Below are 25,851 nucleotides of genomic sequence, written 5' to 3'. Positions count from 1 at the left end.
CCTTACTGGTCGAGGAAGCTCCGCATTTTCCGCGAGCGCGACGGATGCTTCAGCTTCCGCAGCGCCTTCGCCTCGATCTGACGGATGCGTTCGCGCGTCACCGAGAACTGCTGGCCGACTTCCTCGAGCGTGTGATCGGTGTTCATGCCGATGCCGAAGCGCATGCGCAACACGCGTTCCTCACGCGGGGTGAGCGACGCCAGCACCCGCGTCACCGTCTCCTTCAAGTTCGCCTGGATCGCGGCATCCACCGGGATGATCGCGTTCTTGTCCTCGATGAAGTCGCCGAGATGCGAATCCTCCTCGTCGCCGATCGGCGTTTCGAGGCTGATCGGCTCCTTGGCGATCTTCATCACCTTGCGCACCTTCTCCAGCGGCATGGAGAGGCGCTCGGCCATTTCCTCCGGGGTCGGTTCGCGGCCCTGCTCGTGGAGGAACTGGCGGCTGGTGCGGACCAGCTTGTTGATCGTCTCGATCATGTGGACCGGGATACGGATGGTCCGCGCCTGGTCCGCGATCGAGCGGGTGATCGCCTGGCGGATCCACCACGTCGCATAGGTGCTGAACTTGTAGCCGCGGCGATACTCGAACTTGTCGACCGCCTTCATCAGGCCGATATTGCCCTCCTGGATGAGATCCAGGAACTGCAGGCCGCGGTTCGTGTATTTCTTGGCGATCGAGATCACCAGCCGCAGGTTCGCCTCGACCATTTCCTTCTTGGCGATACGCGCCTCGCGCTCGCCCTTCTGGACCATGTTGACAATCCGGCGGAACTCGGTGAGCGCCATGCCGGTCTGCTGCGTGATGTCGGCGATCTCCGCACGGATGCGCTCGACCGCCTCGCCCTCGTTGGCGACGAACGCGGTCCACTTCTTGTCGACCTTGTTGACCGTCGTCAGCCAGTTCTCGTCGATCTCGTGACCGATATAGCGATCGAGGAAGTCCTTGCGCGGCACCTTGTGGCGCTCGGCGAGGCGCAGCATCTGGCCGCCAAGCGCGGTCAGGCGACGGTTATAGGCATAGAGCTGATCGACCAGATATTCGATCTTGGCGTTGTGGAACTGGACGCTCTCGACTTCCGCCGTGAGTTCCTCGCGCAGCTTCTGGTACTTGCGCTCGTCGGCCGCGGAGAAATCGCCGCCGATGCCCATCGCGTCGACGCGCGACTGCTGGATCTTACTGAACTTCTTGTAGAGCGCGGTGATGCTGGCGAACCGCTCGAGCGCGATCGGCTTGAGCTGCTCTTCCATCTGCGCGAGGCTGAGGGTGTTGTCCTCCTCCTCGTCGTCCGATGCGCGCGGAGCACGACGCTCGCCGTCCTCGTCCTCGTCGGCGGACGGCTCTTCGGGCTCGGCTTCTTCCTTGAACGAAGGGCCGGCGTTCTTCTCGCTGATCTCGCCGTCGTCGGCTTCGCCGTCCTCGGCCATCGCTTCAGGCGCGGGGTCCTTCGACAGCATCGCGTCGAGATCCATGATCTCGCGCAGCTGCATCGTGCCCTCGTTCAGCGCGGTCGACCAGTCGATGATCGCGTTGAAGGTGATCGGCGATTCGCACAGCCCGAGGATCATCGTGTCGCGACCCGCCTCGATGCGCTTGGCGATCGCGATCTCGCCCTCGCGGCTGAGCAGCTCGACCGCGCCCATCTCGCGCAGGTACATGCGGACCGGATCGTCGGTGCGATCGATGGTCTCTTTCTTTTTCTCGATCGCGGGGCCTGTGTCGGCATCCGCGTCGGCGGCCTCCGGCTCGTCCTCGTCGTCCTTGGCGGGCTCGGTCTCGCCGTCCTCGCCGGCTTCGTCGTTCTCGACGATGTTGATGCCCATCTCGCTCAGCGCGGCGCTGATGTCCTCGATCTGGTCGGACGACATCTCGCCCTGCGGCAGCGCTTCGTTGAGCTGCTCATAGGTGATGTAGCCGCGCTTCTTGGCGCGCGCGATGACCCTCTTGATCGACGCATCGTTCATGTCGATCAGCGGCGCATCGCCGGTTTCGTTCGTCTCGGCGGGTTCCGCCATGTTCGCCTTAGCCATCAATCGCCCTCGGTACCCAACGCTCGGGCGTCTTCGTTCGACTGTACAAGATTTGCAAGTCGGACTTCCAACGCCTGTTTCTCTCTTACCATAGCCACTTGTCGTTCGAACGCATCTTCGGTGAAGTGCGTCTGCATCGCCGCGGTCGCCTGCTTGAGTGCCGCGTCTACCTCAGGGCGGGCGACCATGATCGCGATCGCCTCGTCGAGGTCGGCACGGACTCGGGCTGGATCGGCCGTGGTCTGCGTGAACGAATAGGGCATCGTATCGGCTCTCAACAGGTCACTCGCGACTGAATTGAAACCAGACCTCGCCAATATGGTGAGCAAGCGCCCGCTATCAAGCTTCTGGTCCTCAAGTGCAACATCTACGACCGCTTCGAACAATCGCCCGAGCGCGCCGTCGATCATTTGGAGCGAGCCGAGCACCTCCATATGACGCGCGATCTCGACCGGGTGGCGGATCAGGCCGGCGAGCACCGCCTTCGCCAAGACGCGGTCGATGCCGGTGGCGAGGAAGGCCTTCGCGTCTTCGGTGACCGGTGCCGCCGGGGGCTTCCAGCCGCCCTTGGGGCGCTCGCCGCGGGGGACGAAGGGGGCGCGGACGGGTTTGAAATGTTCGTAGAAGCGGTTCTTGAACTCGGCGTGGTATTGCTGCTTCACCGAGGGGTCGGCGATGCCTTCCGCGAGTTCGTGGAGGCGGCGCTTGAGGCCGGCGCGCTGTTCGGGGGTGTCGAGCGCCTCGGCGGCGACTTCGGATGCCCAGAGCCGGTCGACGAGCTGTTCGGGGGTTTTCAGTAGCGCCTCGAACGCGCCGGGGCCACCGGCGCGGACGAGGTCGTCGGGGTCCTGGCCTTGCGGGAGCGTGACGAAGGCGAGGCTGCGGCCGGGCGCGAGCAGGGGCAGCGCGCGGTGGGCGGCCCGGAGCGACGCCTTCTGGCCGGCGCCGTCGCCGTCGAAGCAGAGCAGGGGGACATCTACCATCCGCCACAGTCGTTCGAGCTGCGCTTCGGTCAATGCCGTGCCGAGCGGGGCGACCGCTTCGCCGAAGCCCGCCTGGGCGAGCGCGATGACGTCCATATAGCCCTCGACCACCAGCACGCGGCCGGATTTGCGCGAGGCTGGGGCGGCCTTGTCGAGGTTGTAGAGCGTGCGGCCCTTGTCGAAGAGCGGCGTGTCGGGGGAGTTGAGGTATTTCGGCTCGCCACCGTCGAGCACGCGCCCGCCGAACGCGATCGTCCGGCCGCGAGGGTCGCGGATCGGGATCATCAGGCGGCCGCGGAACCGGTCGTACGGGTCCTTGCCTTCGACCGATATCAGCATGCCGGACTCGACCAGCATGGGGTCGCCGTAATCCTTCAGCGCGGTTTTAAGCTTGCCGCGTGAGTCCGGAGCGAACCCCATGCCGAACGCGCGCGCCGTCTCGGGCCTGATGCCGCGGCGGTCGAGCAGGGCGCGCGCTTCGGTGCCGGGGAGGCCGTTGAGTTGCTCGGTGAACCAGTCCGCGGAGTCCGACATGACCTCGTGCAGGCCCTTGGCGCGCTCGGCCTTGGCGGCGGACTGGCGGTCCATCGCGGGCATGTCCATACCGGCGGCCTGCGCGAGCTCCCTGACGGCGTCCATGAAGGGCAGGCCGCGCTGGTCGGTCATCCACTTGATTGCGTCGCCATGCGCCGAGCAACCGAAGCAATGGTAGAAGCCTTTGTCGTCGTTGACGTAGAAGGAGGGCGTCTTCTCGTTATGGAATGGGCAGCAGCCCTTGTGCTCGCGCCCGGCCTTGGTGAGCTTGGTGGTCTTGCCGACGAGGGCACTGAGCGAGGTGCGGCCGCGGAGTTCGTCGAGGAATTGCGGGGTTAGCGCCACTTAACTCGCCCCGCCTACGACAGAGCCCCCCCGCCCGCTTGCGGGAGGGGGCTGGGGGGGGGCACGCGCTCGGTTCCGATCGCAGCGTTCAGAATGGTCTCCAATACGCCGGGCATGTTCGAGGTCAGATCGTTGTTCCAGAAGCGGACGACGCGGTAGCCGGCGGCTTCGAGCTGCTTCGTGCGGACTTCGTCATGAGGTTGGGCTTCGACATGCTGGCTGCCGTCTAGCTCCACGATCAGCTTGTGCGAGCGGCATACGAAGTCGGCGAAATACCCGGCGATTGGCATCTGGCGGCTGAACTTGAGATCCTGCAACCTGGAGCCTTTCAGCTGACGCCATAACATCTGCTCGGCATTCGTCGCTTCGTTGCGGAGGTCGCGGGCCCTCTCGGTTGGTCTGTCCAGCCGATGGCGCGGGCCCACCCCTCGGTCCCCTCCCGCTTGCGGGAGGGGAGGAAGAAGGGGGCCGCGCTCATCCATTTACGACAGCGCCGCCTTTACCAGGCCGCTTGCCTTGCTCATGTCCAGCTCGCTGGCGTGGCGGGCCTTCAGTTCCGCCATCACCCGGCCCATGTCCTTCATGCCGGTCGCGCCGAGCTCTGCCTTGATCGCCTCGATCGCCGCCGATGTTTCCGCCTCGCTCATCTGCTGCGGCAGGAAGCGTTCGATCACCGCGACCTCCGCGGTCTCCGCGTCGGCGAGCTCCTGGCGGCCGCCCTTCGAGAACATCTCGATCGACTCGCGGCGCTGCTTGACCATCTTCTGGAGCACTTCGACCACCAGCGCGTCGTCGCTCTCGGGCGCTTTCCCGGTGCGCGCCTCGATGTCGCGGTTCTTGATCGCGGCCTGGATCAACGAGATAGCGTTGCGGCTCTGCTTGTCGCCGGCCTTCATGGCGGTCAGCTGCGCAGCCTTGATGTCGTCGCGAATCATGTACTGGTCTTTCAGGTGGTTCGTGCGTAGCCCGACGGGATAGCGCGTCCGCCGCCCGTTTAACAGATTGACGCTGCGGCACGCCGGCCTTAGCGGACACCACTTAGCGACATCGTCAACGTAAAGAGAGTGCCCAGCCTGATGGCCGACGCCCAGCCTATAGCCATGCCTGCCGGTGCAACAGGCGTCCTGGTCCTCGCCAATGGCGACGTGATCTGGGGTCGCGGGTTCGGCGCAGAGGGCAGTGCGGTCGGCGAAGTGTGCTTCCACACCGCGATGACCGGCTATCAGGAGGTGCTGACCGACCCGTCCTTCGCCGGGCAGATGATCTGCTTCACCTTCCCGCACATCGGCAATGTCGGCGCGAACCCCGACGACGTCGAGGCGGACGACCCGCACGCGCTCGGCATCATCGTCCGCGAGGACGTGACGCAGCCGTCGAGCTTCCGCGCGGTCGAGGGGCTGGATGGCTGGATGAAGCGGCATGCGCGGATCGGCCTGTCGGGCGTCGACACGCGTGCGCTGACGCGGCGGATCCGGGTTGCGGGCGCGCCCAACGGGGTCATCGCGCACTCGGCGAGTGGCGAGTTCGACGTGGCGGCGCTGCTGGCGATGGCGTGCGCATGGCCGGGGCTGGAGGGCATGGACCTCGCCAAGGACGTGTCGACCGAGATGCATTATGGCTGGGGTGAGGATGCTCCCGGCGGTGTCTGGAAGCTGGGCTTCGGCTATGGGGACAGCTCGCAAGCAGGAGAGGGCGCTTCTGCTCCCCTCCCGCTCGCGGGAGGGGTCGGGGGAGGGGCTGACCAATCAGCGCCGACCCCGCCTGAGGCCATGCCCTCCCCCGACCCCTCCCGCTCCGCGGAAGGGGAGCAGAAGGCCCGCCCCCACGTCGTCGCGATCGATTACGGCAGCAAGCGCAACATCTTCCGCAACCTCGTCGAGGCAGGCGCCAAGGTCTCCGTCGTTTCCGCCACCGCCAGCTTCGACGACGTGATGGCGCTCGCCCCCGACGGCATCTTCCTCTCGAACGGCCCCGGCGACCCCGCCGCGACCGCCGACTACGCGGTGCCGGTGATCCGCCAGCTGCTCGAGACCGGCAAGCCGCTGTTCGGCATCTGCCTCGGCCACCAGCTGCTTGGCCTCGCGGTCGGCGCGACCACGACCAAGATGTTCCAGGGCCACCGCGGCGCCAACCACCCGGTCAAGCGCCTGTCCGACGGCGCCGTCGAGATCACCAGCATGAACCACGGCTTCGCGGTCGAGCGCGACAGCCTGCCCGCCAACGTCCGCGAGACGCATGTTTCGCTGTTCGACGGGTCGAACGCGGGGCTGGAACTGACCGACAAGCCGGCGTTCTCCGTGCAATATCATCCGGAAGCGAGCCCAGGTCCGCAGGATAGCCTGTATCTGTTCGAGCGGTTTGTAGGGATGCTGCAATGATCTTTGGACTGAAGATCTACGAGTTCGTGACGCTGATCGGCCTCTTCGCAGGGCCAATTTCCGCCGTATTGATTACATTGTGGAGTCAGCAGCGAACAAGCGTTCGGGATCGTCAGTTGCAGACGTTGCGTATGTTGCTCAACACAAGGCATCTACCCGCTGACCCGGCCTACTCTGTCGCGATCAACATGATACCGGTTGAATTTAATAGAGTGACCGGGATCATGTCCGCATGGACTAGCTACATTGAATCAGTTCACTACCGCGCATCTGACGAAAATAAAGAGCGTCACCAGCAAGATATGTCAATCAAGCAGACGAAGCTTATATTTGAAATATCACAACACCTCTCATACAAACTGTCTGAAACGGCAATCCAGTCGAGCGCTTATGCCTCGCAAGGGTTTGTGGATCGGGATCAGCTAAATATACAGGCGCAAGTTGCTTGGATCAGGATCGCAAATGCTCTCGAAGGTCAAAACGCAGCGGCTGGACTACCTGATCCGCCACAGCCGGATCAGCTAATTCCTGAACAAAAGAACGATTTGCCGGAAGCTCACCTCTAATGCCAAAACGCACCGACATCTCCTCGATCCTCGTCATCGGCGCAGGACCCATCGTCATCGGCCAGGCGTGCGAGTTCGATTATTCGGGCACGCAGGCGATCAAGGCGTTGAAGGAGGAGGGCTATCGTATCGTCCTCGTCAATTCGAACCCCGCCACGATCATGACCGATCCCGAGCTGGCCGACGCGACCTATGTCGAGCCGATCACGCCTGCGATCGTCGCCAAGATCATCGAGAAGGAGCGTCCGGACGCGATCCTGCCGACGATGGGCGGGCAGACCGCGCTGAATACCGCGCTTGCGCTGTTCCATGACGGTACGCTCGAGAAGTTCGGCGTGACGATGATCGGGGCGGATGCCGATGCGATCGACATGGCGGAGGACCGGCTTAAATTTCGCGACGCGATGGACCGGATCGGGCTGGAAAGCGCGCGCTCGGCTATAGCCCATACTGTCGAAGAAGCCTTGGAAGGTCTTGAGAAGACCGGGCTTCCGTCGATCATTCGGCCGAGCTTCACGATGGGCGGCTCGGGCGGCGGCATCGCGTATAATCGCGAGGAATTCATCGCGATCGTTCGCAACGGGCTCGACCTGTCGCCGACCACCGAGGTGCTGATCGAGGAATCGCTGCTCGGCTGGAAAGAATACGAGATGGAGGTGGTGCGCGATCGCAACGACAACGCGATCATCATCTGCTCGATCGAGAACGTCGATCCGATGGGCGTCCACACCGGCGACTCGATCACGGTCGCGCCGGCGCTGACGCTGACCGACAAGGAATACCAGATCATGCGCAACGCATCGATCGCGGTGTTGCGCGAAATCGGTGTCGAAACAGGGGGTTCGAACGTGCAGTTCGCGGTCAATCCGAAGGACGGCCGGCTGGTCGTCATCGAGATGAACCCGCGCGTCTCGCGCTCGTCCGCGCTGGCGTCCAAGGCTACCGGCTTCCCGATCGCGAAGGTCGCGGCGAAGCTGGCGGTCGGCTACACGCTCGACGAGATCGAGAACGATATCACGGGGGCCACGCCTGCCGCTTTCGAGCCGACGATCGATTACGTCGTGACCAAGATTCCGCGGTTCGCGTTCGAGAAGTTCAAGGGCGCGTCGAACACGCTCGGCACCGCGATGAAATCGGTCGGCGAAGTGATGGCGATCGGTCGCAACATCCACGAATCGATGCAGAAGGCGTTGCGCGGGCTCGAGACGGGCTTGAGCGGGTTCAATCAGGTCGATCATCTGGTCGGTGCGCCGCGCGCGGAAATCGAGGCGGCGCTGGCTGTCGCGACGCCGGACCGGTTGCTGGTCGCGGCGCAGGCGTTGCGCGAGGGCTTCACGGTCGCCGAGGTGCATGCGATCGCCAAGTACGATCCGTGGTTCCTGGAGCGGATCGCCGAGATCATCGCGGCCGAGGCCGAGGTGATGAAGGACGGCCTGCCGATCGACGCGCCCGGTATGCGTCGCCTGAAGAGCATGGGGTTCAGCGACAAGCGGCTCGCATGGCTGGCGCTGCAATCCGCCAATCTGCGCGGCATGAACCGCGGGATCGCGCGTGGCTCGGGGCTGATCCACGAGGTCGTCAAGGCGATGACCGGCGGCGTCACCGAGGAGGAGGTGCGCCAGCATCGCCTGAAGCTCGGCGTGCGGCCGGTGTTCAAGCGGATCGATACGTGCGCGGCCGAATTCGATGCGAAGACGCCGTATATGTACTCGACGTACGAGGCCCCGAGCTTCGGCGAGCCCGAGAACGAGTCCGAGCCGACCGACCGGAAGAAGATCGTCATTCTCGGCGGTGGGCCGAACCGGATCGGGCAGGGGATCGAGTTCGATTATTGCTGCTGCCATGCGTGCTTTGCGCTGGCGGATGCGGGCTATGAGACGATCATGGTCAACTGCAACCCGGAGACCGTCTCGACCGATTACGACACGTCGGACCGGCTGTATTTCGAGCCACTGACCGCCGAGGACGTGCTCGAGATCCTGCATGTCGAGCAGCAGAACGGCACGCTGGTGGGCGTGATCGTGCAGTTCGGCGGGCAGACGCCGCTGAACCTTGCGCGGGCGCTCGAGGCGGCGGGCATTCCGATCCTGGGGACGACGCCGGACGCGATCGATCTGGCGGAGGACCGCGAGCGGTTCGCGGCACTGATCACCAAGCTCGGGCTGTTGCAGCCGGCCAATGGCCTGGCGCGGAGCCGGGACGAGGCGGTCGCGGCAGCGGAGCGGATCGGCTATCCGGTGCTGATGCGGCCTTCGTATGTGCTCGGCGGGCGGGCGATGGAGATCGTCGATACGATCGGGCAGCTCGAGCATTACATCGCGACCGCGGTGCAGGTGTCGGGCGACTCGCCGGTGCTGATCGACCAGTATCTGCGCGATGCGATCGAAGTCGATGTCGACGCGATCTGCGACGGCACCGACGTGGTGGTCGCGGGGGTGTTGCAGCATATCGAGGAGGCGGGCGTCCATTCGGGCGACTCTGCGTGCTCGATCCCGCCATATTCGCTGTCGGCGGAGATCATCGCCGAGATCGAGCGGCAGACGGTGGCGCTCGCGCATGCCTTGTCGGTGGTGGGCCTGATGAACATCCAGTTCGCGGTGAAGGATGGCCTGGTCTACCTCATCGAAGTCAACCCGCGTGCGTCGCGCACCGTGCCGTTCGTCGCCAAGGCGATCGGCGCGCCGATTGCCAAGATCGCCGCGCGCGTCATGGCGGGCGAGAAGCTGGTCAACCTCCCGAAGATCGACCGGCATATCGACTATTATGCGGTGAAGGAGGCGGTGTTCCCCTTCAACAAGTTCCCCGGCGTCGATCCGGTGCTGTCACCGGAAATGAAGTCGACCGGCGAAGTCATGGGAATCGATCCCGATTTCACGATCGCGTTTGCCAAGGCTCAGCTCGGCGCGGGGACGATCCTGCCGACCAAGGGCAATGTCTTCGTCAGCGTGAAGGACGGCGACAAGGCGATGATCGTCGAGGCGGTGAAGGCGCTGGTCGACACCGGTTTCTCGATCGTCGCGACCGGCGGGACTGCGGATCACCTCGCACTTGCCGACTTGCCGGTCGAGAAGGTCAACAAGGTGGCGCAGGGTCGGCCGCATATCGTCGACCGGATCAAGGACGGCGATATCGCGCTGATCTTCAACACCACCGAGGGGTGGCAGAGCCTCAAGGACTCGCAGCCGATCCGGGCTTCCGCGCTGGGACAACGCATTCCGTACTTCACGACCGCGCCCGCTTCGCTCGAAGCGGCGAAGGCGATCGCCAAGCTTTCGACGCACAGCCTTGAAGTACGGCCGCTGCAATCCTATTATTCGCAGTCGCACGACTGATCCCGACATGAGAATGATGTGTGGGCGGGGCTGGTACAGGGCCTCGCGCGGGGAAATGGATTTGGGGACGAGATGATGGCGACCGTCGAAAAGATGCCGATGCTGCAGGAAGGCTATGAGACGCTGAGCGCGGATCTGAAGCGCCTGAAAGCCGAACGTCCGACGATCGTCGACGCGATCGAAGAGGCGCGCGCGCACGGCGATCTGAGCGAGAACGCGGAATATCATGCCGCGAAGGAGCGTCAGGGCCAGGTCGAGGCATCGATCTCGGACATCGAGGACAAGCTGAGCCGCGCGCAGATCATCGACCCGAAGGACCTGTCGGGCGACAAGGTCGTGTTCGGCGCGACGGTGACGTTGCTCGACGAGAACGACAAGCCGGTGAAGTATCAGATCGTCGGCCAGACCGAGGCTAACGCCAAGACGGGGCGGATTTCGTACAATTCGCCGCTGGGGCGCGGGCTTATCGGGCGCAAACTCGACGAAGAGGTTGAGGTCACGGTGCCGGCCGGCGAACGCTATTACGTCGTCTCCAAGATCGAGTTCATCTGAGCCTTATGCAATTTTTCGAGACGCGGGCGACGGCGATCATCACGATCGTGACGGTCATCGTCTCGGGATTCCTGGTGCTGAGCGGATCGCTTGGGTATTGGGCGGTGAACGCCGGGTTCATCCCGTTGCGGATGACCGATCTCGGTATTCCGAGCGAGCATATGTTTGTCGTGCCGGCCTGGGCGACGCCGCTGACCGCGACGTTGATCCATGGGGGTTGGGCGCACATCGCGCTGAACCTAGTGATGCTGGTGTATTGCGGGCAGTTCGTCGAGAAGGCGCTGGGGACAGTCGGGCTAGTCGTTCTGTATGTGCTGGGCGCGTATGCGGCGGCGGCGGGGCATTGGGCGTTCGGGCCTGACTCCACCGCGCCGATGATTGGCGCCAGCGGTGCGATCTCGGCGGTCGTTGGGGCTTATGCGCTTTTGTATGGCGAGCGGCGGGCGCAGGCGATCGGTCCGGTGCCGGCTGGGGTCGTGCATGTCGTTTGGCTTGCCGCCGCGTGGATCGGGATCCAGTTGCTGATGGGGCTGGCCGGGTTTGGGGCTTCGGTTGGTGCTAGCGGGCCTATTGCCATTGGCGCGCATATCGGTGGGTTTCTGGCGGGGTTGGTGCTGGCTCGGCCTTTGTTGCTCTGGCATTACCGGGCTGCTTGAGCCGCCTGTCCCCTACAGGCGTTCGTTCCGCCTCACGGTGTTCCACACCCACGCCCATCTCCACCCGTCCGTCCTGAGTAGCTGCTGAGCGTGTCGAAGCGGCGTATCGAAGGACAGGTTGGTGGGCGGAACCTGTGCTTCGATACGAGCCCTCGATACGGCTCTGCGAGCCTACTCGGTCTCTACTCAGCACGAACGGAAAGGGGGGGCGCTGCCTTTGGCGTCTCTCCCACTCCCGAACGGGAGAGGGGAGGCGCAGTTTTATACGAAATTGATGGTCAGAGAGGTACTGTCAAATCCGTCATCCCCGCGGAGGCGGGGATCCATAGCCTATGTCGTTGCGATCAGGTCGCTACGTCAGCCAGTATGGGTTCCCGCCTTCGCGGGAATGACCGAAAAAGCCGTTACGCTACAGTCGCGCCTAGATTCGGCTCGAGCATCCGGTGCAGATGCACCACGACGAACTTCATCTCGGCATCGTCGACGGTACGCTGCGCCGCAGCACGCCAAGCCTTCTCGGCGCTGGCGTAATCCGGGAATACGCCTACGAATTCGATCTTGCTCAGATCGTTGAAATCCAGGGTACGCGGGTCGCTGACGCGGCCGCCGAATACGAGGTGGAGCTTGCTCATGCGCTTGCTTTCCTAGGGAGGGGGTTGCCGCCTCCCTAGCGTGTTCGACCCGCGGTTTGAACCCTTAGACGCCCTATCTTCTCAAACGGCAGGCTTTTGCGAAACCGCCTTCGCACCTGCGGTACCGGCCGTCGTCACAGCCTTGACGATACCCTCGAGCAAGCCCTTGGCCTGGTCGCGCGCGTTATCCTTGGTCAGGCCGAGTTCGCCGAGTTCCGAACGGCCGGCGTCCTTGGCTGCCGCGGTCGCCGCGACGAGCGTCTCGCTCAGGCGCTTGCCGACGGGGGCGAGCAGTTCCTTCTCGCGCGCCGAACGCGGGATCAACGCGCCGGCGAGCGCGCCGACAGCGAGGCCGCCGACGAGGATGCCGAGCGGGTTGGATTCGAGGTTGTTGACGACGCGCTTGGTCTTCTCACGCGAGACTTCGAGAACCTCCGAGGCCTTGTCGCCTGCGTCGTGATAGACCTTCGACGCGGTCTCGCGGACGGTGTCGAGGCCTTCGCGCAGGCGGCTCTCGGTCTCGTGGGCGGCGTCGTTGGCGGTGGTCTTTGCGTCGGTCATGGAAAATGTCCTTCTGGTGGCAAGCTGCTCGCCGTTCAATGCAATGAGGGTTCAACGCGAGCCGGGACTTCTAGGTTTCAATACGGTGACGCGGTCAGTGCGGTCACCGCCCGCGGCGGAACAGTCCGACGATCCGGTGACGCGCGAGGAACAGCCCGGCGACTGCGGCGAACCCGGCGGTCGGTCCCGGATTGCGCTTCACTGTTTCCACGCTGGCGCTGAGCGCGGCGGTGCCGGCATCGGCGACGTCGCGGCTGGCGTTCAGTGCGAGCTTCCGCGGATTGAGCCGGTCCTGCAACTGCCCGATCGTCATCATGACGCGCTGGCGGGCGAGGGCCGATTCGATCTCTGCGGCGGCGACTTTGGCGGATGTCATGATACGGGCTCGCTCTTCATCTGAAGCTTCGACTTGCCGATCATCGCCAGGATCGCCGCCACTGCGAGGACGGCCACCACGACGATGGCGGTCGCCCATCCTGGCCCCACCAGCGTCGCCACCGTCAAGATCGCACCGACCAGCAGTGCGATCAGCGCGGCCAAAGCCAACACGCCGGCGACCGCAAAGAACATCGCGGCCGACTTGTACGCGCTGGCGGTCTCGCCGAACTTCGCCTTGTAGACAGCGACTTCCGCAGTCGCGAGGCTCTTCGTCTCGGTCGCCAGGCGACCGACGATCGACACGAGGCTCTCGTCCTCGCCGGTCGCGAACGTCAGTGGATCGACCAAGACGTCAGACCTTCGAGTTGGCATCGACGCCCGACTGCACCAGTCGCGCGACGACGAAACCGATGGCGGCTGCTGCACCCACGGCGATCGCGGGCGACTTGCGCACGAGTTCGCGCGCGTCGTCGAACAGCTCGTCGATATCCTTGGCCTTCACCTGGTCGGCGAAACCCGAGACGCTGTCGGCGGCGCTGCGGGCATAGCCGCCGTACTGCGAACCGAGCTTCTCATCGACTTGGCCGGCGGCGTCGGTCAGCAACTGCGCGACCTGCTCCAGCGCGCCGCTCGCGCGTGCCTTGCCGTCCTCGGCGAAGGTGCGGACCTTGTCGGTCGCCTGCGCGGTGTACTTGTTGGCGCCGTCCTTGATCGCCTGCTTCGCGTCGCCGGCCTTGGCCGAGACATCGCCGTTATCGATCGTCTTGCTGAGCTCGGTCCCGACCTCGTTCGCGGTCGTTTTCAGGTCGTTGACGGTGTCGTTTACGCTGGTGTCGGCCATGACGGTCCCTTTCAGAATTGTTACGCCCTCAACACCGTCGTTGGAGCACGGTTCCCGAACCGTCGCGCGATTGCACGACACTATTCTCGGATGTCTGCGCGATTGCCCGATATGGCGTGAGACGGTAGAGGCGGCGCGAACGACCCGGCACCGGGATTTGTAGGAGCATCGTTACGTGACCGCAATCATCGACCTTCATGCACGCCAGATCCTCGACAGCCGCGGCAATCCGACCGTCGAGGTCGACGTGCTGCTCGAAGACGGCAGCTTCGGCCGCGCCGCCGTGCCGTCGGGCGCGTCGACCGGCGCGCACGAGGCGGTCGAGCGTCGTGACGGCGACAAGACCCGCTGGGGCGGCAAGGGCGTCGACGGCGCGGTCGACGCGGTCAATGACGAGATCACCGACACCGTGCTCGGCATGGATGCGGAGGACCAGTCGGACCTCGATCGCGCGATGATCGAACTCGACGGCACCGAGAACAAGGGCCGGTTGGGCGCGAACGCGATCCTCGGCGTCAGCCTCGCCGTCGCCAAGGCTGCGGCCGAAGCGCGTGGCCTGCCGCTGTACCGTTATGTCGGCGGCGTGCAGGCGCATCTGCTGCCGGTGCCGATGATGAACATCATCAACGGCGGCGAGCATGCCGACAACCCGATCGATTTCCAGGAATTCATGGTCGTGCCGGTCGGCGCGTCGAACATCCTCGAGGCGGTCCGCTGCGGCTCGGAGATCTTCCACACGCTGAAGAAGGGCCTGAGCGAGAAGGGCCTGTCGACCAGCGTCGGTGACGAGGGCGGCTTCGCGCCGAACATCGGCAGCACCACCGAGGCGCTCGACTTCATCATGTCGAGCATCGAGAAGGCGGGGTACAAGCCTGGCGAGGACGTGATGCTCGCGCTCGATTGCGCGGCGACCGAGTTCTACAAGAACGGCAAGTACGACATCTCGGGCGAGGGCCGGATCCTCGAAAGCGGCGAGATGGCGGAGTATCTCGCGGACCTGACGCGCCGCTACCCGATCTTCTCGATCGAGGACGGCATGGGCGAGGACGATTGGGAGGGCTGGAAGACGCTCACCGACCTGATCGGCGACAAGGTCCAGCTGGTCGGCGACGATCTGTTCGTGACCAACCCGAAGCGTCTGAAGCGCGGGATCGACCAGGGTATTGCGAACTCACTGCTGGTGAAGGTCAACCAGATCGGCACGCTGACCGAGACTTTGGAGGCGGTGTCGATGGCACAGCGGGCGAAGTACACCGCGGTAATGTCGCATCGTTCGGGCGAGACCGAGGACTCGACGATCGCCGATCTGGCGGTCGCGACCAACTGCGGTCAGATCAAGACGGGCAGCCTCGCTCGGTCGGACCGGTTGGCGAAGTACAACCAGCTGATCCGGATCGAGGAAGAGCTGGGTGATGCGGCGCGCTATGCGGGTCGCGACATCCTGATCGGGGGCTGATAGGTTCGGAAACCGGAGGACGACATGGCACGCGTGACGACGAAGACCAGCAAGTTGCGGAAGACGATGCGCAAGGCCGCGTGGCCGGCGCTGGGGCTGACGCTGATGGCGTTCTTCGGCGCGTATGCCGTGCTCGGGCCGAACGGGATGTTCGCGTATGGCGACTACAAGCGCCAGCTTGCGAAGCGCGAGCAGGACTATGCCGCGCTCGATCGCAAGCGTGAGGTTTTGAAGAACCGGGTAGCGTTGCTGAACCCGGATCACGCGAACCCGGATATGGTCGACGAGATGGTCCGCAAGGAACTGAACGTCGCGCATCCGGACGAGGTTATCGTCCCGCTGGGGAATTGAGATTTCGATCCTCCCCCGCCAGGGGGAGGTGGCAGGCGCTTACCTGACGGAGGGGGAGGAACGGGAAACCTCTGTTTCGCCGTCCTCCCCTCCGTCACCTTCGGCGACACCTCCCCCTTGCGGGGGAGGATTCAGGCTGGCGTTACCGACCGAGGAAGGTCAGCAGGTCGTTGGTGAAGCGATCGCTCTCGGTGATCGTCAGGCCGTGCGGGGCGCCGTCATATTCCACCAACTGCGAGTCCGCGATGCCCTTGGCGGCGGCGCGGCCGGTGGCGTCGATCGGCACCGTCTTGTCGCTTGTCCCGTGGACGACCAGCGTCGGTACGCGGAAGGCCGCCAGATCCTGACGGAAGTCGGTGTGGCCGAACGCCTTGGCGCACTCCAGCGTCGGGTGAAGGCCCGCCTGCATCGCCAGACTCCAGACCCAGTCGACGACTTCGTCGCTGACCGGCGAGGTGATGAACCCGACGCCGAGGAATTGCTGGAGGAAGGTCTTGAAGAACGCCGGGCGGTCGTCTTCGATACCGGCGCCGATGCTGGCGAGCGTCTCTTCGGGAACGCCGTCGGGATTGTCGTCGGTCTTGAGCATGTACGGCACGACCGACGAGATCAGCCCGGCGGCGACCACGCCCTTGCCCTCGTAGCGGCTCATGTAGCGCGCGATCTCGCCGCCACCCATCGAGAAGCCGACGATCGTCGCGTCGGTGTTTGCGCCGGTTGTTTCCATGACGTCGGCCAGATCGTCGGTCAGGGTGTCGTAATCGTAGCCGGTCCAGGGCTGGCTCGAGCGGCCGAAGCCGCGGCGGTCGTAGGCGATCGCGCGGAAGCCGGCGTTGGCTAGCGCCATGGCTTGGGCGTCCCAGCTGTCGGCGTTTAGCGGCCAGCCGTGCGTCAAAATAACCGGGCGACCGGTGCCCCAGTCCTTGACGTAAATGTCTGTACCGTCACGGGTTTTTACGTAGGGCATGAAGCAATCCTGTCTCTCGAGTGAGGTGTGCGTTCAACGGCTCATCGTGCGCGCCGTTCCGCACGCTGGCGTACCGAAGCTTCGACTGGCAGCATGGCGCCAGACGAATCGAGAGGTGGAGACAGGATGCGGATCGGACTTTTGACGACGGCGCTCGGCGCGGTCCTGGCCTTGAGCGCGTGCGGTCCTGCAAAGGCTCCTTCCACTACACAGGCTCCCGCTGCGCCTTCGTCCGTCGTAAAAAGCGACTGGGCGGGGTTTCGCGACGGGTTCATCGATGGCTGGTTCAAGATCGATCCGGCCAACGCTGTGTACCAGGGCAAGCACGACTATGACGGCATGCTCGGCGACTGGAGCGCGGCTGGGCTGAAGCGGCAGGCGGACTTCCTCCATGGCGCGATCGACAAGGCGGCGGCGTTCAAGGATCTGAAACCCGACGAGGCGTTCGAGCGCGACTATCTGGTGCAGGTCGCCAAGGGGAAGCTGTTCTGGCTGGAGGATGCCGACCAGCCGCATACCAACCTGACCTGGTACATCAGCGCGGGGCTGGACCCGAACGTGTACGTCGCGCGCAACTATGGCACGCCGGCGCAGCGGATGAAGGCGCTGACGGCGCTGTTCGAGAAGATCCCGGCGGCGACGGGGACCATCAAGGCGAACCTGAAGACGCCGATGCCGCTGAGCTTCGTGAACATCGGCGTGGCCGGGTTCAACGGGTTCGCGGACTATTACACCGGCGACGCGGTGAAGGCGTTTGCGGGCGTGAAGGATGATGCGGCGCAGAAGCGGTTGGTGGATGCGGCCAAGGCGGCGTCAGTGGCGATGCGCGATCTCGCCAAATGGACCGAGGGACAGCGGGCGACCGCGACTCAGGATTTCGCACTGGGCGCGGATCGGTTCGCGCGGATGGTGTCGGCGACCGAGGGCGTGGATACGCCGCTTGATCAGCTTGAAGCGGCGGGTGTCGCAGATTTGAAGCGCAACCAGGCGGCGCTGGCGCAGGCTTGTGGTCTGTTCGCCAAGGGGCAGACGATCGTCGCGTGCATCGCCAAGATTAATGCGAACAAGCCGGTCGGTGGCCCGGTCGCGGAAGCGAGGCGCCAGATCCCGGGCTTGCGGAAATTCGTGATCGATCACGACCTGGTGACGATCCCCGGGACCGAGCAGGCGCTGGTCGAGGAATCGCCGCCGTACAACCGGCAGAACTCGGCGTATATCGATCCGCCGGGACCGTTCGATAAGGGCGTGCCGTCGATCTATTATATCTCGCCGCCCGATCCCACGTGGACCAAGGCGGTGCAGGACGCGTTCGTGCCGGGGAAGGACGACCTGCTGTTTACCTCGGTGCACGAGGTGATGCCCGGGCATTTCGTCCAGTTCCTGCATGCGAACCGCTCGCCGTCGCTCTTCGGGCGGCTGTTCGTGGGGTATGCGTTTGCGGAAGGGTGGGCGCATTATGCCGAGGAGATGATGTGGGAGGCGGGCCTCAACAACGGCGATTCGGAGACGCATGTGGGGCAGATCTCGAACGCTCTGCTGCGGGATTGCCGGTATCTTTCGGCGATCCGCATGCATGCGAAGGGGATGACGCAGGAGCAGTCGTTCCGGATGTTCGTCGACGAGTGTTACCAGGACGAGGGGAATGCCAAGCAGCAGGCGGCGCGGGGGACGTATGATCCGGCGTATCTGAACTATACGATGGGTAAGTTGATGATCCGCAAGCTGCGGGCGGATTGGACTGCGACGCGGGGTGGGCGGAAGGCCTGGAAGGCGTTCCATGACGCGTTCTTGAGTTATGGGGGGCCGCCGATTCCTTTGGTGAGGAAGGCGATGATGGGGGAGGCTGAGGCGACGGCGGCTTTCTGATTTGGGGGCGGTTGCACCACATTTCGCACCACCCCGGCGGAGGCCGGGGCCCAGTTGGGGAACGTTGCTAACGACGGGCGGCCCTCCGTTACGCCGACCTTTCCAACTGGGCCCCGGCCTTCGCCGGGGTGGTGTTATTTTTGGGGAGGTCGTCGCGTTTCCTCAGAAGCTTGTGTCCCCGCGAAGGCGGGGACCCAGACTGGGCACCCGCCTTCGCGGGTGAACATTCTTCTTCCTGCTGCTCCCTCTCCCCCTTCCGGGGAGAGGGCTGGGGTGAGGGGCTGTTTCGGGCGTGGCGCTGCTGGGCTGCCCCTCACCCCGACCCTCTCCCCGGAGGGGAGAGGGAGTAGGTCACCTTGCCTGGGAGGCCGGTTGCACGTCTTGCGTTTCCTCGGTCGGCGGGTTCCGGATCGAGGGGCGGAGGCGGCTTAGGCTGCATAGGCCTGCCACTAACGCCAGGCCTGCGGCGACGAGGGGCGGGGTCATGCCGGCGCCTACGCCCATGGCCAGGAGGGCGGCGACCAAGGTAGCGCCGGTGGTCTGGCCTACCAGGCGGACCGTCGAGACGAGGCCGCCTGCCGCAGCTGCGCGTTCGCGGGGGGCGCTGCCGATGATGAGGCGTGCGTTCGGGGCCATGAACATCCCGAAGCCCGAGCCGCACAACGCCATTCGCCATGCGATGTCGAAATACCCCGGATCGGCCGGCATGTAGGCGATCAGCAGCAGCGCGCAGATCGATACGCCCATGCCGATCCCGCCGAGCAACCCCGCCGGGTAGCGATCCGACAACCAGCCGGAGAGCGGCGCGACGAACATGTTCGCCAGCGGCCATGGCGCGATCGCCGCGCCGACTTCCGCCGCGCTGAAGCCGTAGGCGTGCGTAAGGCGGAACGGGGTCGAGAGCAGCAGCGTCATCTGTGCGATGAACGCGGTGTAGGCGCCGATCGCCGACAGCGCGAGCACGGGCCGGGCGAGCAGATCGATCGGCAGGATCGGCTTGGTCTCGCCTTGCTCGCGCTTCACGAAGAACCAGCCGATCACCGCGCCGGTCAGGACGATCGCGGCGGAGACGATCGGGCTGTCGCCGTGGACCGCGCTTTCGGCGCCGCCGATGACGAGGCCGATCATCGCTGCGCACATCACCGCGCCCAGCACGTCGAAGGGTTCGTCGTGTTTTCGTGGTTCGGGTAGCGCGCGGCCGAGCAGGAGCGACGCGATCGCGAACGGGACTGCGCTGGCGAACACCCAGGGCCAGGGGGCGATGGCGAGGACGAGGCCGCCGATCGTCGGGGCAAGTGCCGCGGAACTGGAGACGACGACCGAGTTGATCCCGAGCCCGCGGCCGAGTTGCTTTGTCGGGTAGATCGAGCGGATCAGTGCGGATGAGACGCTGAGCGCCGCTGCGGCACCCAGGGCTTGCGCGGCGCGGACGACGAGCAGGAAGGGCAGGCTCTTGGCGAAGAAGCAGAGCAATGTCGCTACGGTGAAGAGCAGCTGGCCGTATTGGTACATGCGCTTCAGGCCGATGCGGTCGCCGAGCCCGGAGAACGGGAGCAGCGCCATCGCCAGGATCAGCTGGTACACCGTGACCACGGTCACCACCGCGCTGCTGCCGACGTTCAGGTCGCGCGCGATCGTGGGGAGTGCGACGGTGGCGATGCCGCCGTCGATGATCGTCAGCGCCGTGCCCGCTGAGATTGCGGCGATGGCGACGAAGCGGCGCGGCTTGGGCAGGCCATCGGCCGCCGATATCTGGTCCGGTTGCATTGCGGACCGCGATAGACCCCGGCATGTATCACGCCAAGCAAATCAGGGAGATACTACGATGCGGGTTCTGGCTTCGATGCTTGCGGCGACGATATTGAGCGGTAGCGCCGGACTTGCGGGCGGTGCCGCGCTTGCCCAAGTCGCACCGATGACCAAAACGAACACTGCCGCTGACCCGTATATCTGGCTCGAGGACAAGGATGGCGCAAAGCCGCTCGCCTGGGTCGAGGCGGAGAATGCGAAGACGTTGCCGCGGCTGCAGAACGATCCGCGCTACAAGACTTTCTATGCCGAGGCGCTGGCGATCGCGTCGGCGAAGGATCGCATCCCGATGCCGAACCAGATGTTCGGGCGGATCTATAATTTCTGGCGCGATGCCGAGCATCCGCATGGACTGTGGCGTTGGACGAGTGCTGCCGATTACGCGAGCGCCACGCCGAAATGGACCACCGCGCTCGATCTCGATGCGCTGGGCAAGGCCGAGGGCAAGCAGTGGGTGTGGAAGGGGTCAACCTGTCTCCAGCCCGAGGAGCGGCTGTGCCTGGTCGCGCTGTCGGAGGGCGGCGAGGACGCGGTGACGTATCGCGAGTTCGACCTGTCGACCGGCGCGTTCGTCGCGAACGGCTTCATGCTGCCGAAGTCGAAGCAGGATGCGAGCTGGGTCGACAAGGATACGCTGCTGGTCGCGCGCGACTGGGGGGCGGGGACGACGACCCAGTCGGGCTATGCTTTCGTGTTGAAGCAGGTGAAGCGTGGGGCACCGCTGACCGCCGCGACCGAGGTGTATCGCGGTGCGGCGACCGACCAGGGGGCGACCGGGGCGGACGTGCTGACCGACGAGAAGGGCAATCGGCTGGTCGTGATCCAGCGCCGCAAGACGTTCTTCGGTGCGGACAAGCTGGTGTGGACGCCGGCGGGGACGCGGCCGCTCGCGCTGCCCGATCGGACGTTTCCGGCGGGGATGATCGACGGACAGGTGATCTTCTCGACCAGCGATCCTTGGGGCACGATCCCCGAGGGGGCGGTTGCTTCCGCGCCGCTATCCGAAGTCGAGAAGGGGACGATCAACCCGACGATCGTGTTTGCACCGGGGCCGCGCCAATCGGTCGACGGGATGGCCTTGACCAAGTCGAAGCTGTTGCTGGTGGTGTCGGACAACGTCCGTGGTCGTGCGTCGGTCTATACGCATGGGGCGGGGGGCTGGACCGCCAAGCCGATCGCGCTGCCCGACAATGCCTCGATCGATGTCGCGAGCACGACCGATCGTAGCGACGATGCGTATCTGACGGTGACCGGGTTCCTGACGCCGACCTCGCTCTATTCGCTGGATGCGGACTCTTCCGCTGCACCAAAACTGATCAAGACGCTGCCGGCGAAGTTCGATGCGTCGAACGATGTGGTCGAGCAGTTCGAGGCGACGTCCACGGACGGGACTAAGGTACCGTATTTTGTGGTCCACAAGAAGGGCATCACGCTCGACGGCACCACGCCGACGATCATGACGGCGTATGGCGGTTTCCAGGTTTCGATGACGCCGAGCTATTCGGGGAGCACCGGTAAGCTTTGGCTGGAGCGGGGCGGGTCGTACGTTCTCGCCAACATCCGTGGCGGCGGCGAGTTCGGGCCGAAATGGCATGATGCCGGGCGCAAGACGAAGCGGCAGGTGATCTACGACGATTTCGCTGCGGTCGCGAAGGACCTGTTCGCGCGGAAGCTGACGAGCCCGGCCAAGCTGGGGATCTATGGCGGGTCGAATGGCGGGTTGCTGATGGGCGTCGAGTTCAACCAGCATCCGGATTTGTGGAAGGCTGTGACGATCCAGGTGCCGCTGCTCGACATGATTCGGTACGAGGGGATCGCGGCAGGGGCGTCGTGGGTCGACGAATATGGCTCGGTGACGGTGCCGGCGGAGAAGGCGTTCCTCGAGACGATCTCGCCGTATCAGAACATAAAGAAGGGCGTCGCGTATCCGGAGCCGTACATCTGGACGACGACCAAGGACGACCGCGTCGGGCCGCAGCATGCGCGGAAGTTCGCGGCGCGGTTGAAGGAATATGGGCTGCCGTATCTGTATTATGAGGATACGGCGGGTGGCCATTCGGGTGATGCGGATATCGAGCAGGGGGCTCGGTTGCAGGCGTTGCAGATGACGTATTTCACGCAGAAGCTGGTCGGAGTGGCGAAGTAAAACCTGTGATCCTCCCCCGCCAGGGGGAGGTGGCAGGCATCGCCTGACGGAGGGGGAGGAAGGGGAAACCTCGGTTCCGTGTCCTCCCCCTCCGTCACCTTCGGCGCCACCTCCCCCTTGCGGGGGAGAATCGATCGTCGATCAGCGGCAGCGAACCTGGCTGTTGTTCTGGTCCACTGCACGCCCGGCGAGCCCACCTGCCGCTGCACCGAGCAGCGAGCCGACGATCCGCGAACGACCGCCGTCGATCACGTTGCCGAGGATACCGCCACCGGCCGCGCCGATGATCAGCCCGGTCGTGCCGTCGTTGCGCTTGCAGTAATATTTGCCGTCCTGGCCCGCATAGACGCGGTCGTTGGTAGACAGCGTGCGCTCCTGGTAGTTCGGACCTGCACGGTAGTAGCGTGATGGGTCGTAGTTACCTTCGTCGCGCTCGTCCGGATACGCTTCCTGATAGCCGCCGCTGCGATCGGGCGCGGTGCGATAGCCGCCCTGTGGCGCGTAGCCGCCGCGGTTGCCGCGGACCGACTGGTAGCGATCGAATTCCTGGCGGAAGATCTGCAATTCGCTGTCGAGGCGCGATTGGGCGGCGGCGAAGCGCGCGTCGTCGGCCTGCGACTGCGCGAGCGCGGGGGTGGCGGCGGAGAGGCAGGTAGCGGCAATCAGTGCAGCCGTACCGAGAAAACGCTTCATGATCCGGATCCTTCTAAAAGGTCACAACGAGAGTGGGCGGCAGCATCGCGCCACCGCCCACTCGATTTCAAGAATTATCAGCGGCAGATTTGCACGCGGCGGTTGTGGCGCCATTCGGTGCGGCAGCGGCGGTTGTTGTTCCAGTTGCGACGATCGTGATCGCGACCACGCCAGCGGCGGTCGTCATGACGATCGCCGCGATGGTCGTTGTGGCGATAATCGCGGCGGTCGCCACGATGGTCGCGGTGGTCGCCGCGATGATCGTTGTCGCGATACTGCTGGCTGTATCCGCGCTGAGCCTCTGCGGGGGCGGCGGCGCCGAGGCCGAGTGTCGCGAAGGCCAACCCGGCAGCGATGAGATGCGTAAACTTCATGAGATGTCCTCTCGAACCCGACAATCGGGATGCGCCGTTGATACGGCTTTTGAGAGACATCGTTCCTGAACGGGGTTGTTGGCTGGCGTACAGGTTGGGCGCGCCAGCCGGGGATCGGTAGGCCCTATGTTAGCCGGGGAGCCCCTCGATCACGAACACGCGGTAGTCGGCACCCTTGAGGCGGTGCTGCAGCGCGTCCTGATAGGCCGGGCTGTCATACCAGGCGTGCGCCTCGGCCACGTCGGGGAATTCGAGGATCACGGCGCCCTCGACAGCCTGACCTTCGAGCGTCTCGACCGCGCCGTAGAACGCCAGGGGCTTCAGCGTGCGGCCTTCGCGGGCCAGGGGTGCCTTGGCCTGGTATTGCTTCATCTCTTCGGGATCGGTGACTTCGTTGCGCACGAATACGACATAGGCGGTCATCTGGATTCTCCTTCTGCGGCGGCAGGGTGGCAGCGAATATACCTATGCCCGTTACAATGCGCCTGGTTTCGGCCTGAACGCGCCGAGGCCGGCGATCGCCAGTCGTTGTGCGGGAATCGCGGTTTCGGCGAACGAGAAGCGCAGGTAGCGCGCTAAGGTCGGTCGGGCGAAGGCGATACGCTGCGCGGCGAGGGCGTAGGCGATGTTGGGGAGTTCGCCCTTGGCGATCTCCTGCCAGGTCTTGCCGTCGGTGCTCGCCTCGACCAGGTAGCCTTTCGGCGGGGCGGTGTTCGCCATCACCGCGCGCGACGGGACCAGGACGAAGCCGGCAAGCGTCTCGGTCGCGGCGAGGTCGATCGTGACCGAGGCGGGTGTGCCGGGCGCAGGCGCGGGCAGGGTCCAGGCAGTCGCGCTGTCGTCGTCGAGTAGCGCCTTGGCACCCGGCGCAGTGGCGGTGACGATCGACCAGCGGCTGGTGACGACGGTCGTCGTGTCGGTGTTCCGGACCGGGGCGACGGGCGCGGGTGCGACCTGACGGAAGAGCGCGACTTCGCTGATCGCGGGGCAGGCGGTGCCTTCGAGGATGCGCAGGCGGAGGCGGCGGGGGGCGATCGGCGTGTCCAGGCGGACGATGCGTTGCGGGCCGATCCCCGAATGCTCGGCGAGCTTGCGCCATTGTCCGCCGATCTCGGCGTCGATCGCGAACCGGGTCACGCGGATGCCGAGCGGGAGATACTCGCGGAGGCGGATGAGGTCGAACGATCGACCCGGCGGGAGGTCGAGCGTCAGCGTCGGGTTGGTAACGGCGTCGGGCGTCGACCAGTAGGTGTCGCGGTTGCCGTCGAGCACCGTGCTGGCCGCATAGGTCTTCCCGCGAACGTGGCTGGCCGATGCGACCGCACCCTTTGCGAGATCGGTGGCGAAGGTCGCGGCCTGCGCCGTGCCGAACGACTTCAGCGTCTCGACGTCGATGTCGGCGAGGCGACCGCGGCGGTCGGGCGGCAGGTTGAGGTTGAGGTTGGTGCCGCGACCGACCGACTCGTCGTGGAGCTTGATCAGGCGCGCGGGCGTCTTGACCTTCGAATCTTCGTCGGCGTGGTAGAACCAGCCGGGCCGGATCGAGACGTCGGTCTCGGCGGGCCACCAGAGCGCCGCACCGCGCACGCCGGAATTACCCTCGGACTGGACATAGGGATGGTTCGGCATCGTCGGCCAGCACGGATCACCGGCGACGCCGTCCTCGTTCCCGACCCAGCGCAGGTCCGCGCCGAGTGGGTCGAAGGTGCAGGCCATCGGCTGATACTGGTGGACCAGCGCGACGATCGACGGCCAGTTATAATATTTCGGTGCATCGATCTTCCGCGTGTCGCGTGCGCCGCCGTAATAGCCATCGCCACCGTTCGCACCGTCGAACCAGAATTCGAACAGCGTGCCGTAGCGCGTGCAGAGCTCGACCACCTGCTTGCGGAAATACTCGACATAGGCCGGGCGACCATATTCGGCGTGGTTGCGATCCCAGGGCGAGAGATAGAGGCCGAAATCGAGCCCGGCACGACGGGTGGCGCGCTCCATTTCGCCGACGATGTCGCCCTTGCCGTCCTTGTAGGGGCTGTTGCGGATGCAGTGTTCGGTCAGCATCGTCGGCCAGAGGCAGAAGCCGTCATGATGCTTGGCGGTCAGGATGATGCCGCGCATGCCGCCTGCTTTTGCAGCCGCAACGATCTGGTCGGGCGAGAAGTCGGTCGGGTCGAAGAGCTTCGGATCCTCGTCGCCATAGCCCCATTCGCGATCGGTGAAGGTGTTGATCGAGAAATGGACGAACGCATATTGCTCGCGTGCGTGCCACGCGAGCTGCCGCTTCGAGGGCGTCGCACCCCAGGGCTTCGGCGCGGTTTCGCGGCCGGCACCGATCGCGGGCGTGGCGGTGGCGGCAAGGCCCGAGGCGAGCAGCAGGCGGCGGGAAACTTCGGTCATCATC

24 protein-coding genes are annotated in these 25,851 nt (G+C 64.9%); 9 read left to right on the top strand and 15 right to left on the bottom strand.

Translation table 11 applies throughout. The features are described 5' to 3' along the window. Window positions 1–2 precede the first annotated feature (2 nt). The 4 genes from rpoD to AC1ME3_RS01020 form a co-directional block, all read right to left on the bottom strand. Window positions 3–2,030 carry an RNA polymerase sigma factor RpoD gene (gene rpoD, locus AC1ME3_RS01035; RefSeq protein WP_480954475.1) on the bottom strand — a complete coding sequence of 676 codons (2,028 nt, stop codon included), beginning with the start codon at window positions 2,028–2,030 and terminating at the stop codon, window positions 3–5. Next, window positions 2,030–3,892 (bottom strand): DNA primase, encoded by a 1,863-nt coding sequence (gene dnaG, locus AC1ME3_RS01030; protein ID WP_480954474.1) that lies wholly within the window; start codon window positions 3,890–3,892, stop codon window positions 2,030–2,032. The genes rpoD and dnaG overlap by 1 nt, the downstream gene beginning before the upstream one ends. A 14-nt stretch (window positions 3,893–3,906) precedes the next feature. After that, window positions 3,907–4,239, bottom strand: a complete 333-nt coding sequence (locus AC1ME3_RS01025; protein WP_480954473.1) for an endonuclease domain-containing protein — start codon at window positions 4,237–4,239, stop codon at window positions 3,907–3,909. Between the two features lie 135 nt (window positions 4,240–4,374). Next, the gene (locus AC1ME3_RS01020; RefSeq protein WP_107952276.1) at window positions 4,375–4,827 is read right to left on the bottom strand and encodes a GatB/YqeY domain-containing protein; all 453 of its coding nucleotides are present in this window, start codon (window positions 4,825–4,827) and stop codon (window positions 4,375–4,377) included. Between the two features lie 141 nt (window positions 4,828–4,968). Between AC1ME3_RS01020 and carA the strand changes: the two genes are divergently transcribed. From carA to AC1ME3_RS00995, 5 genes are all read left to right on the top strand, one after another. Beyond that, window positions 4,969–6,270 (top strand): glutamine-hydrolyzing carbamoyl-phosphate synthase small subunit, encoded by a 1,302-nt coding sequence (gene carA / locus AC1ME3_RS01015; protein ID WP_480954472.1) that lies wholly within the window; start codon window positions 4,969–4,971, stop codon window positions 6,268–6,270. After that, window positions 6,267–6,836, top strand: a complete 570-nt coding sequence (locus AC1ME3_RS01010) for a DUF6680 family protein (RefSeq protein WP_480954471.1) — start codon at window positions 6,267–6,269, stop codon at window positions 6,834–6,836. Before carA ends, AC1ME3_RS01010 begins: the two co-directional genes overlap by 4 nt. After that, complete coding sequence (gene carB / locus AC1ME3_RS01005; RefSeq protein WP_480954470.1) at window positions 6,836–10,168, top strand: carbamoyl-phosphate synthase large subunit; 3,333 nt, start codon at window positions 6,836–6,838, stop codon at window positions 10,166–10,168. The genes AC1ME3_RS01010 and carB overlap by 1 nt, the downstream gene beginning before the upstream one ends. 75 nt (window positions 10,169–10,243) lie before the next feature. Beyond that, a complete protein-coding gene (gene greA / locus AC1ME3_RS01000) occupies window positions 10,244–10,720 on the top strand; it encodes a transcription elongation factor GreA (protein WP_056052861.1) in 477 nt (158 codons plus the stop codon). A gap of 5 nt (window positions 10,721–10,725) precedes the next feature. Continuing rightward, window positions 10,726–11,376 (top strand): rhomboid family intramembrane serine protease, encoded by a 651-nt coding sequence (locus AC1ME3_RS00995; RefSeq protein ID WP_480954469.1) that lies wholly within the window; start codon window positions 10,726–10,728, stop codon window positions 11,374–11,376. A gap of 404 nt (window positions 11,377–11,780) precedes the next feature. Here AC1ME3_RS00995 and AC1ME3_RS00990 read toward each other — a convergent pair whose 3' ends face one another. The 5 genes from AC1ME3_RS00990 to AC1ME3_RS00970 all read right to left on the bottom strand — a co-directional run bounded on the left by AC1ME3_RS00990 (window position 11,781) and on the right by AC1ME3_RS00970 (window position 13,788). After that, window positions 11,781–12,008: a DUF4170 domain-containing protein gene (locus tag AC1ME3_RS00990; protein ID WP_056051043.1), complete on the bottom strand. Its 228-nt coding sequence runs from the start codon at window positions 12,006–12,008 to the stop codon at window positions 11,781–11,783. Window positions 12,009–12,089: 81 nt separating this feature from the next. Next, window positions 12,090–12,569 (bottom strand): hypothetical protein, encoded by a 480-nt coding sequence (locus AC1ME3_RS00985; RefSeq protein WP_480954468.1) that lies wholly within the window; start codon window positions 12,567–12,569, stop codon window positions 12,090–12,092. A gap of 103 nt (window positions 12,570–12,672) precedes the next feature. Continuing rightward, the gene (locus tag AC1ME3_RS00980) at window positions 12,673–12,945 is read right to left on the bottom strand and encodes a hypothetical protein (protein WP_056062302.1); all 273 of its coding nucleotides are present in this window, start codon (window positions 12,943–12,945) and stop codon (window positions 12,673–12,675) included. Continuing rightward, a complete protein-coding gene (locus AC1ME3_RS00975; protein WP_480954467.1) occupies window positions 12,942–13,295 on the bottom strand; it encodes a phage holin family protein in 354 nt (117 codons plus the stop codon). Before AC1ME3_RS00975 ends, AC1ME3_RS00980 begins: the two co-directional genes overlap by 4 nt. A gap of 4 nt (window positions 13,296–13,299) precedes the next feature. Then, on the bottom strand, window positions 13,300–13,788 hold the full coding sequence (locus AC1ME3_RS00970) for a hypothetical protein (RefSeq protein ID WP_121904094.1): 489 nt from the start codon (window positions 13,786–13,788) through the stop codon (window positions 13,300–13,302). A 175-nt stretch (window positions 13,789–13,963) separates the two neighbouring features. Here AC1ME3_RS00970 and eno point away from each other — a divergent pair, with 175 nt between their 5' ends. Further along, the gene (gene eno / locus AC1ME3_RS00965) at window positions 13,964–15,244 is read left to right on the top strand and encodes a phosphopyruvate hydratase (protein ID WP_480954466.1); all 1,281 of its coding nucleotides are present in this window, start codon (window positions 13,964–13,966) and stop codon (window positions 15,242–15,244) included. A gap of 24 nt (window positions 15,245–15,268) precedes the next feature. Beyond that, window positions 15,269–15,595, top strand: coding sequence for an FtsB family cell division protein (locus AC1ME3_RS00960; protein ID WP_055878455.1), 327 nt, complete (start codon window positions 15,269–15,271; stop codon window positions 15,593–15,595). Window positions 15,596–15,737: 142 nt separating this feature from the next. On the opposite strand, the gene AC1ME3_RS00955 is transcribed toward AC1ME3_RS00960, so the two are convergent. Further along, window positions 15,738–16,562, bottom strand: coding sequence for an alpha/beta fold hydrolase (locus AC1ME3_RS00955; protein ID WP_480954465.1), 825 nt, complete (start codon window positions 16,560–16,562; stop codon window positions 15,738–15,740). A gap of 126 nt (window positions 16,563–16,688) precedes the next feature. Between AC1ME3_RS00955 and AC1ME3_RS00950 the strand changes: the two genes are divergently transcribed. Beyond that, window positions 16,689–18,428 (top strand): DUF885 domain-containing protein, encoded by a 1,740-nt coding sequence (locus AC1ME3_RS00950; RefSeq protein ID WP_480954464.1) that lies wholly within the window; start codon window positions 16,689–16,691, stop codon window positions 18,426–18,428. Window positions 18,429–18,779: 351 nt separating this feature from the next. Here AC1ME3_RS00950 and AC1ME3_RS00945 read toward each other — a convergent pair whose 3' ends face one another. Then, on the bottom strand, window positions 18,780–20,195 hold the full coding sequence (locus tag AC1ME3_RS00945; protein ID WP_480954463.1) for an MFS transporter: 1,416 nt from the start codon (window positions 20,193–20,195) through the stop codon (window positions 18,780–18,782). A 58-nt stretch (window positions 20,196–20,253) separates the two neighbouring features. Between AC1ME3_RS00945 and AC1ME3_RS00940 the strand changes: the two genes are divergently transcribed. Beyond that, the gene (locus AC1ME3_RS00940; protein WP_480954462.1) at window positions 20,254–22,383 is read left to right on the top strand and encodes a prolyl oligopeptidase family serine peptidase; all 2,130 of its coding nucleotides are present in this window, start codon (window positions 20,254–20,256) and stop codon (window positions 22,381–22,383) included. A gap of 141 nt (window positions 22,384–22,524) precedes the next feature. Here AC1ME3_RS00940 and AC1ME3_RS00935 read toward each other — a convergent pair whose 3' ends face one another. The 4 genes from AC1ME3_RS00935 to AC1ME3_RS00920 form a co-directional block, all read right to left on the bottom strand. Then, complete coding sequence (locus tag AC1ME3_RS00935; protein WP_056062326.1) at window positions 22,525–23,076, bottom strand: glycine zipper 2TM domain-containing protein; 552 nt, start codon at window positions 23,074–23,076, stop codon at window positions 22,525–22,527. Between the two features lie 77 nt (window positions 23,077–23,153). Continuing rightward, the gene (locus AC1ME3_RS00930) at window positions 23,154–23,450 is read right to left on the bottom strand and encodes a hypothetical protein (RefSeq protein WP_480954461.1); all 297 of its coding nucleotides are present in this window, start codon (window positions 23,448–23,450) and stop codon (window positions 23,154–23,156) included. 129 nt (window positions 23,451–23,579) lie between these two features. Next, entirely contained in the window at window positions 23,580–23,873 is a 294-nt protein-coding gene (locus AC1ME3_RS00925) for a DUF1330 domain-containing protein (protein ID WP_480954460.1), read from the bottom strand. A gap of 51 nt (window positions 23,874–23,924) precedes the next feature. Continuing rightward, on the bottom strand, window positions 23,925–25,847 hold the full coding sequence (locus AC1ME3_RS00920) for an alpha-L-fucosidase (RefSeq protein WP_480954459.1): 1,923 nt from the start codon (window positions 25,845–25,847) through the stop codon (window positions 23,925–23,927). Window positions 25,848–25,851: the final 4 nt, after the last annotated feature.

This window comes from Sphingomonas sp. BL2 (assembly GCF_056680015.1).
The sequence above is the reverse complement of the archived record's forward strand: the minus strand, read 5'-3'. Positions and strand labels throughout refer to the sequence as shown.

Coding starts and splice junctions, on each gene's coding strand:
- AC1ME3_RS00925 (WP_480954460.1), bottom strand. CDS start 23,873: ATGACCGCCTATGTCGTATTCGTGCGCAACGAAGTCACCGATCCCGAA.
- AC1ME3_RS00930 (WP_480954461.1), bottom strand. CDS start 23,450: ATGAAGTTTACGCATCTCATCGCTGCCGGGTTGGCCTTCGCGACACTC.
- AC1ME3_RS01025 (WP_480954473.1), bottom strand. CDS start 4,239: ATGTTATGGCGTCAGCTGAAAGGCTCCAGGTTGCAGGATCTCAAGTTC.
- AC1ME3_RS00990 (WP_056051043.1), bottom strand. CDS start 12,008: ATGAGCAAGCTCCACCTCGTATTCGGCGGCCGCGTCAGCGACCCGCGT.
- AC1ME3_RS00920 (WP_480954459.1), bottom strand. CDS start 25,847: ATGACCGAAGTTTCCCGCCGCCTGCTGCTCGCCTCGGGCCTTGCCGCC.
- AC1ME3_RS00940 (WP_480954462.1), top strand. CDS start 20,254: ATGCGGGTTCTGGCTTCGATGCTTGCGGCGACGATATTGAGCGGTAGC.
- AC1ME3_RS01010 (WP_480954471.1), top strand. CDS start 6,267: ATGATCTTTGGACTGAAGATCTACGAGTTCGTGACGCTGATCGGCCTC.
- carB (WP_480954470.1), top strand. CDS start 6,836: ATGCCAAAACGCACCGACATCTCCTCGATCCTCGTCATCGGCGCAGGA.
- AC1ME3_RS00955 (WP_480954465.1), bottom strand. CDS start 16,562: ATGCCCTACGTAAAAACCCGTGACGGTACAGACATTTACGTCAAGGAC.
- greA (WP_056052861.1), top strand. CDS start 10,244: ATGGCGACCGTCGAAAAGATGCCGATGCTGCAGGAAGGCTATGAGACG.
- carA (WP_480954472.1), top strand. CDS start 4,969: ATGGCCGACGCCCAGCCTATAGCCATGCCTGCCGGTGCAACAGGCGTC.
- rpoD (WP_480954475.1), bottom strand. CDS start 2,030: ATGGCTAAGGCGAACATGGCGGAACCCGCCGAGACGAACGAAACCGGC.
- AC1ME3_RS01020 (WP_107952276.1), bottom strand. CDS start 4,827: ATGATTCGCGACGACATCAAGGCTGCGCAGCTGACCGCCATGAAGGCC.
- AC1ME3_RS00950 (WP_480954464.1), top strand. CDS start 16,689: ATGCGGATCGGACTTTTGACGACGGCGCTCGGCGCGGTCCTGGCCTTG.
- AC1ME3_RS00960 (WP_055878455.1), top strand. CDS start 15,269: ATGGCACGCGTGACGACGAAGACCAGCAAGTTGCGGAAGACGATGCGC.
- AC1ME3_RS00985 (WP_480954468.1), bottom strand. CDS start 12,569: ATGACCGACGCAAAGACCACCGCCAACGACGCCGCCCACGAGACCGAG.
- AC1ME3_RS00935 (WP_056062326.1), bottom strand. CDS start 23,076: ATGAAGCGTTTTCTCGGTACGGCTGCACTGATTGCCGCTACCTGCCTC.
- AC1ME3_RS00995 (WP_480954469.1), top strand. CDS start 10,726: ATGCAATTTTTCGAGACGCGGGCGACGGCGATCATCACGATCGTGACG.
- AC1ME3_RS00945 (WP_480954463.1), bottom strand. CDS start 20,195: ATGCAACCGGACCAGATATCGGCGGCCGATGGCCTGCCCAAGCCGCGC.
- AC1ME3_RS00980 (WP_056062302.1), bottom strand. CDS start 12,945: ATGACATCCGCCAAAGTCGCCGCCGCAGAGATCGAATCGGCCCTCGCC.
- AC1ME3_RS00970 (WP_121904094.1), bottom strand. CDS start 13,788: ATGGCCGACACCAGCGTAAACGACACCGTCAACGACCTGAAAACGACC.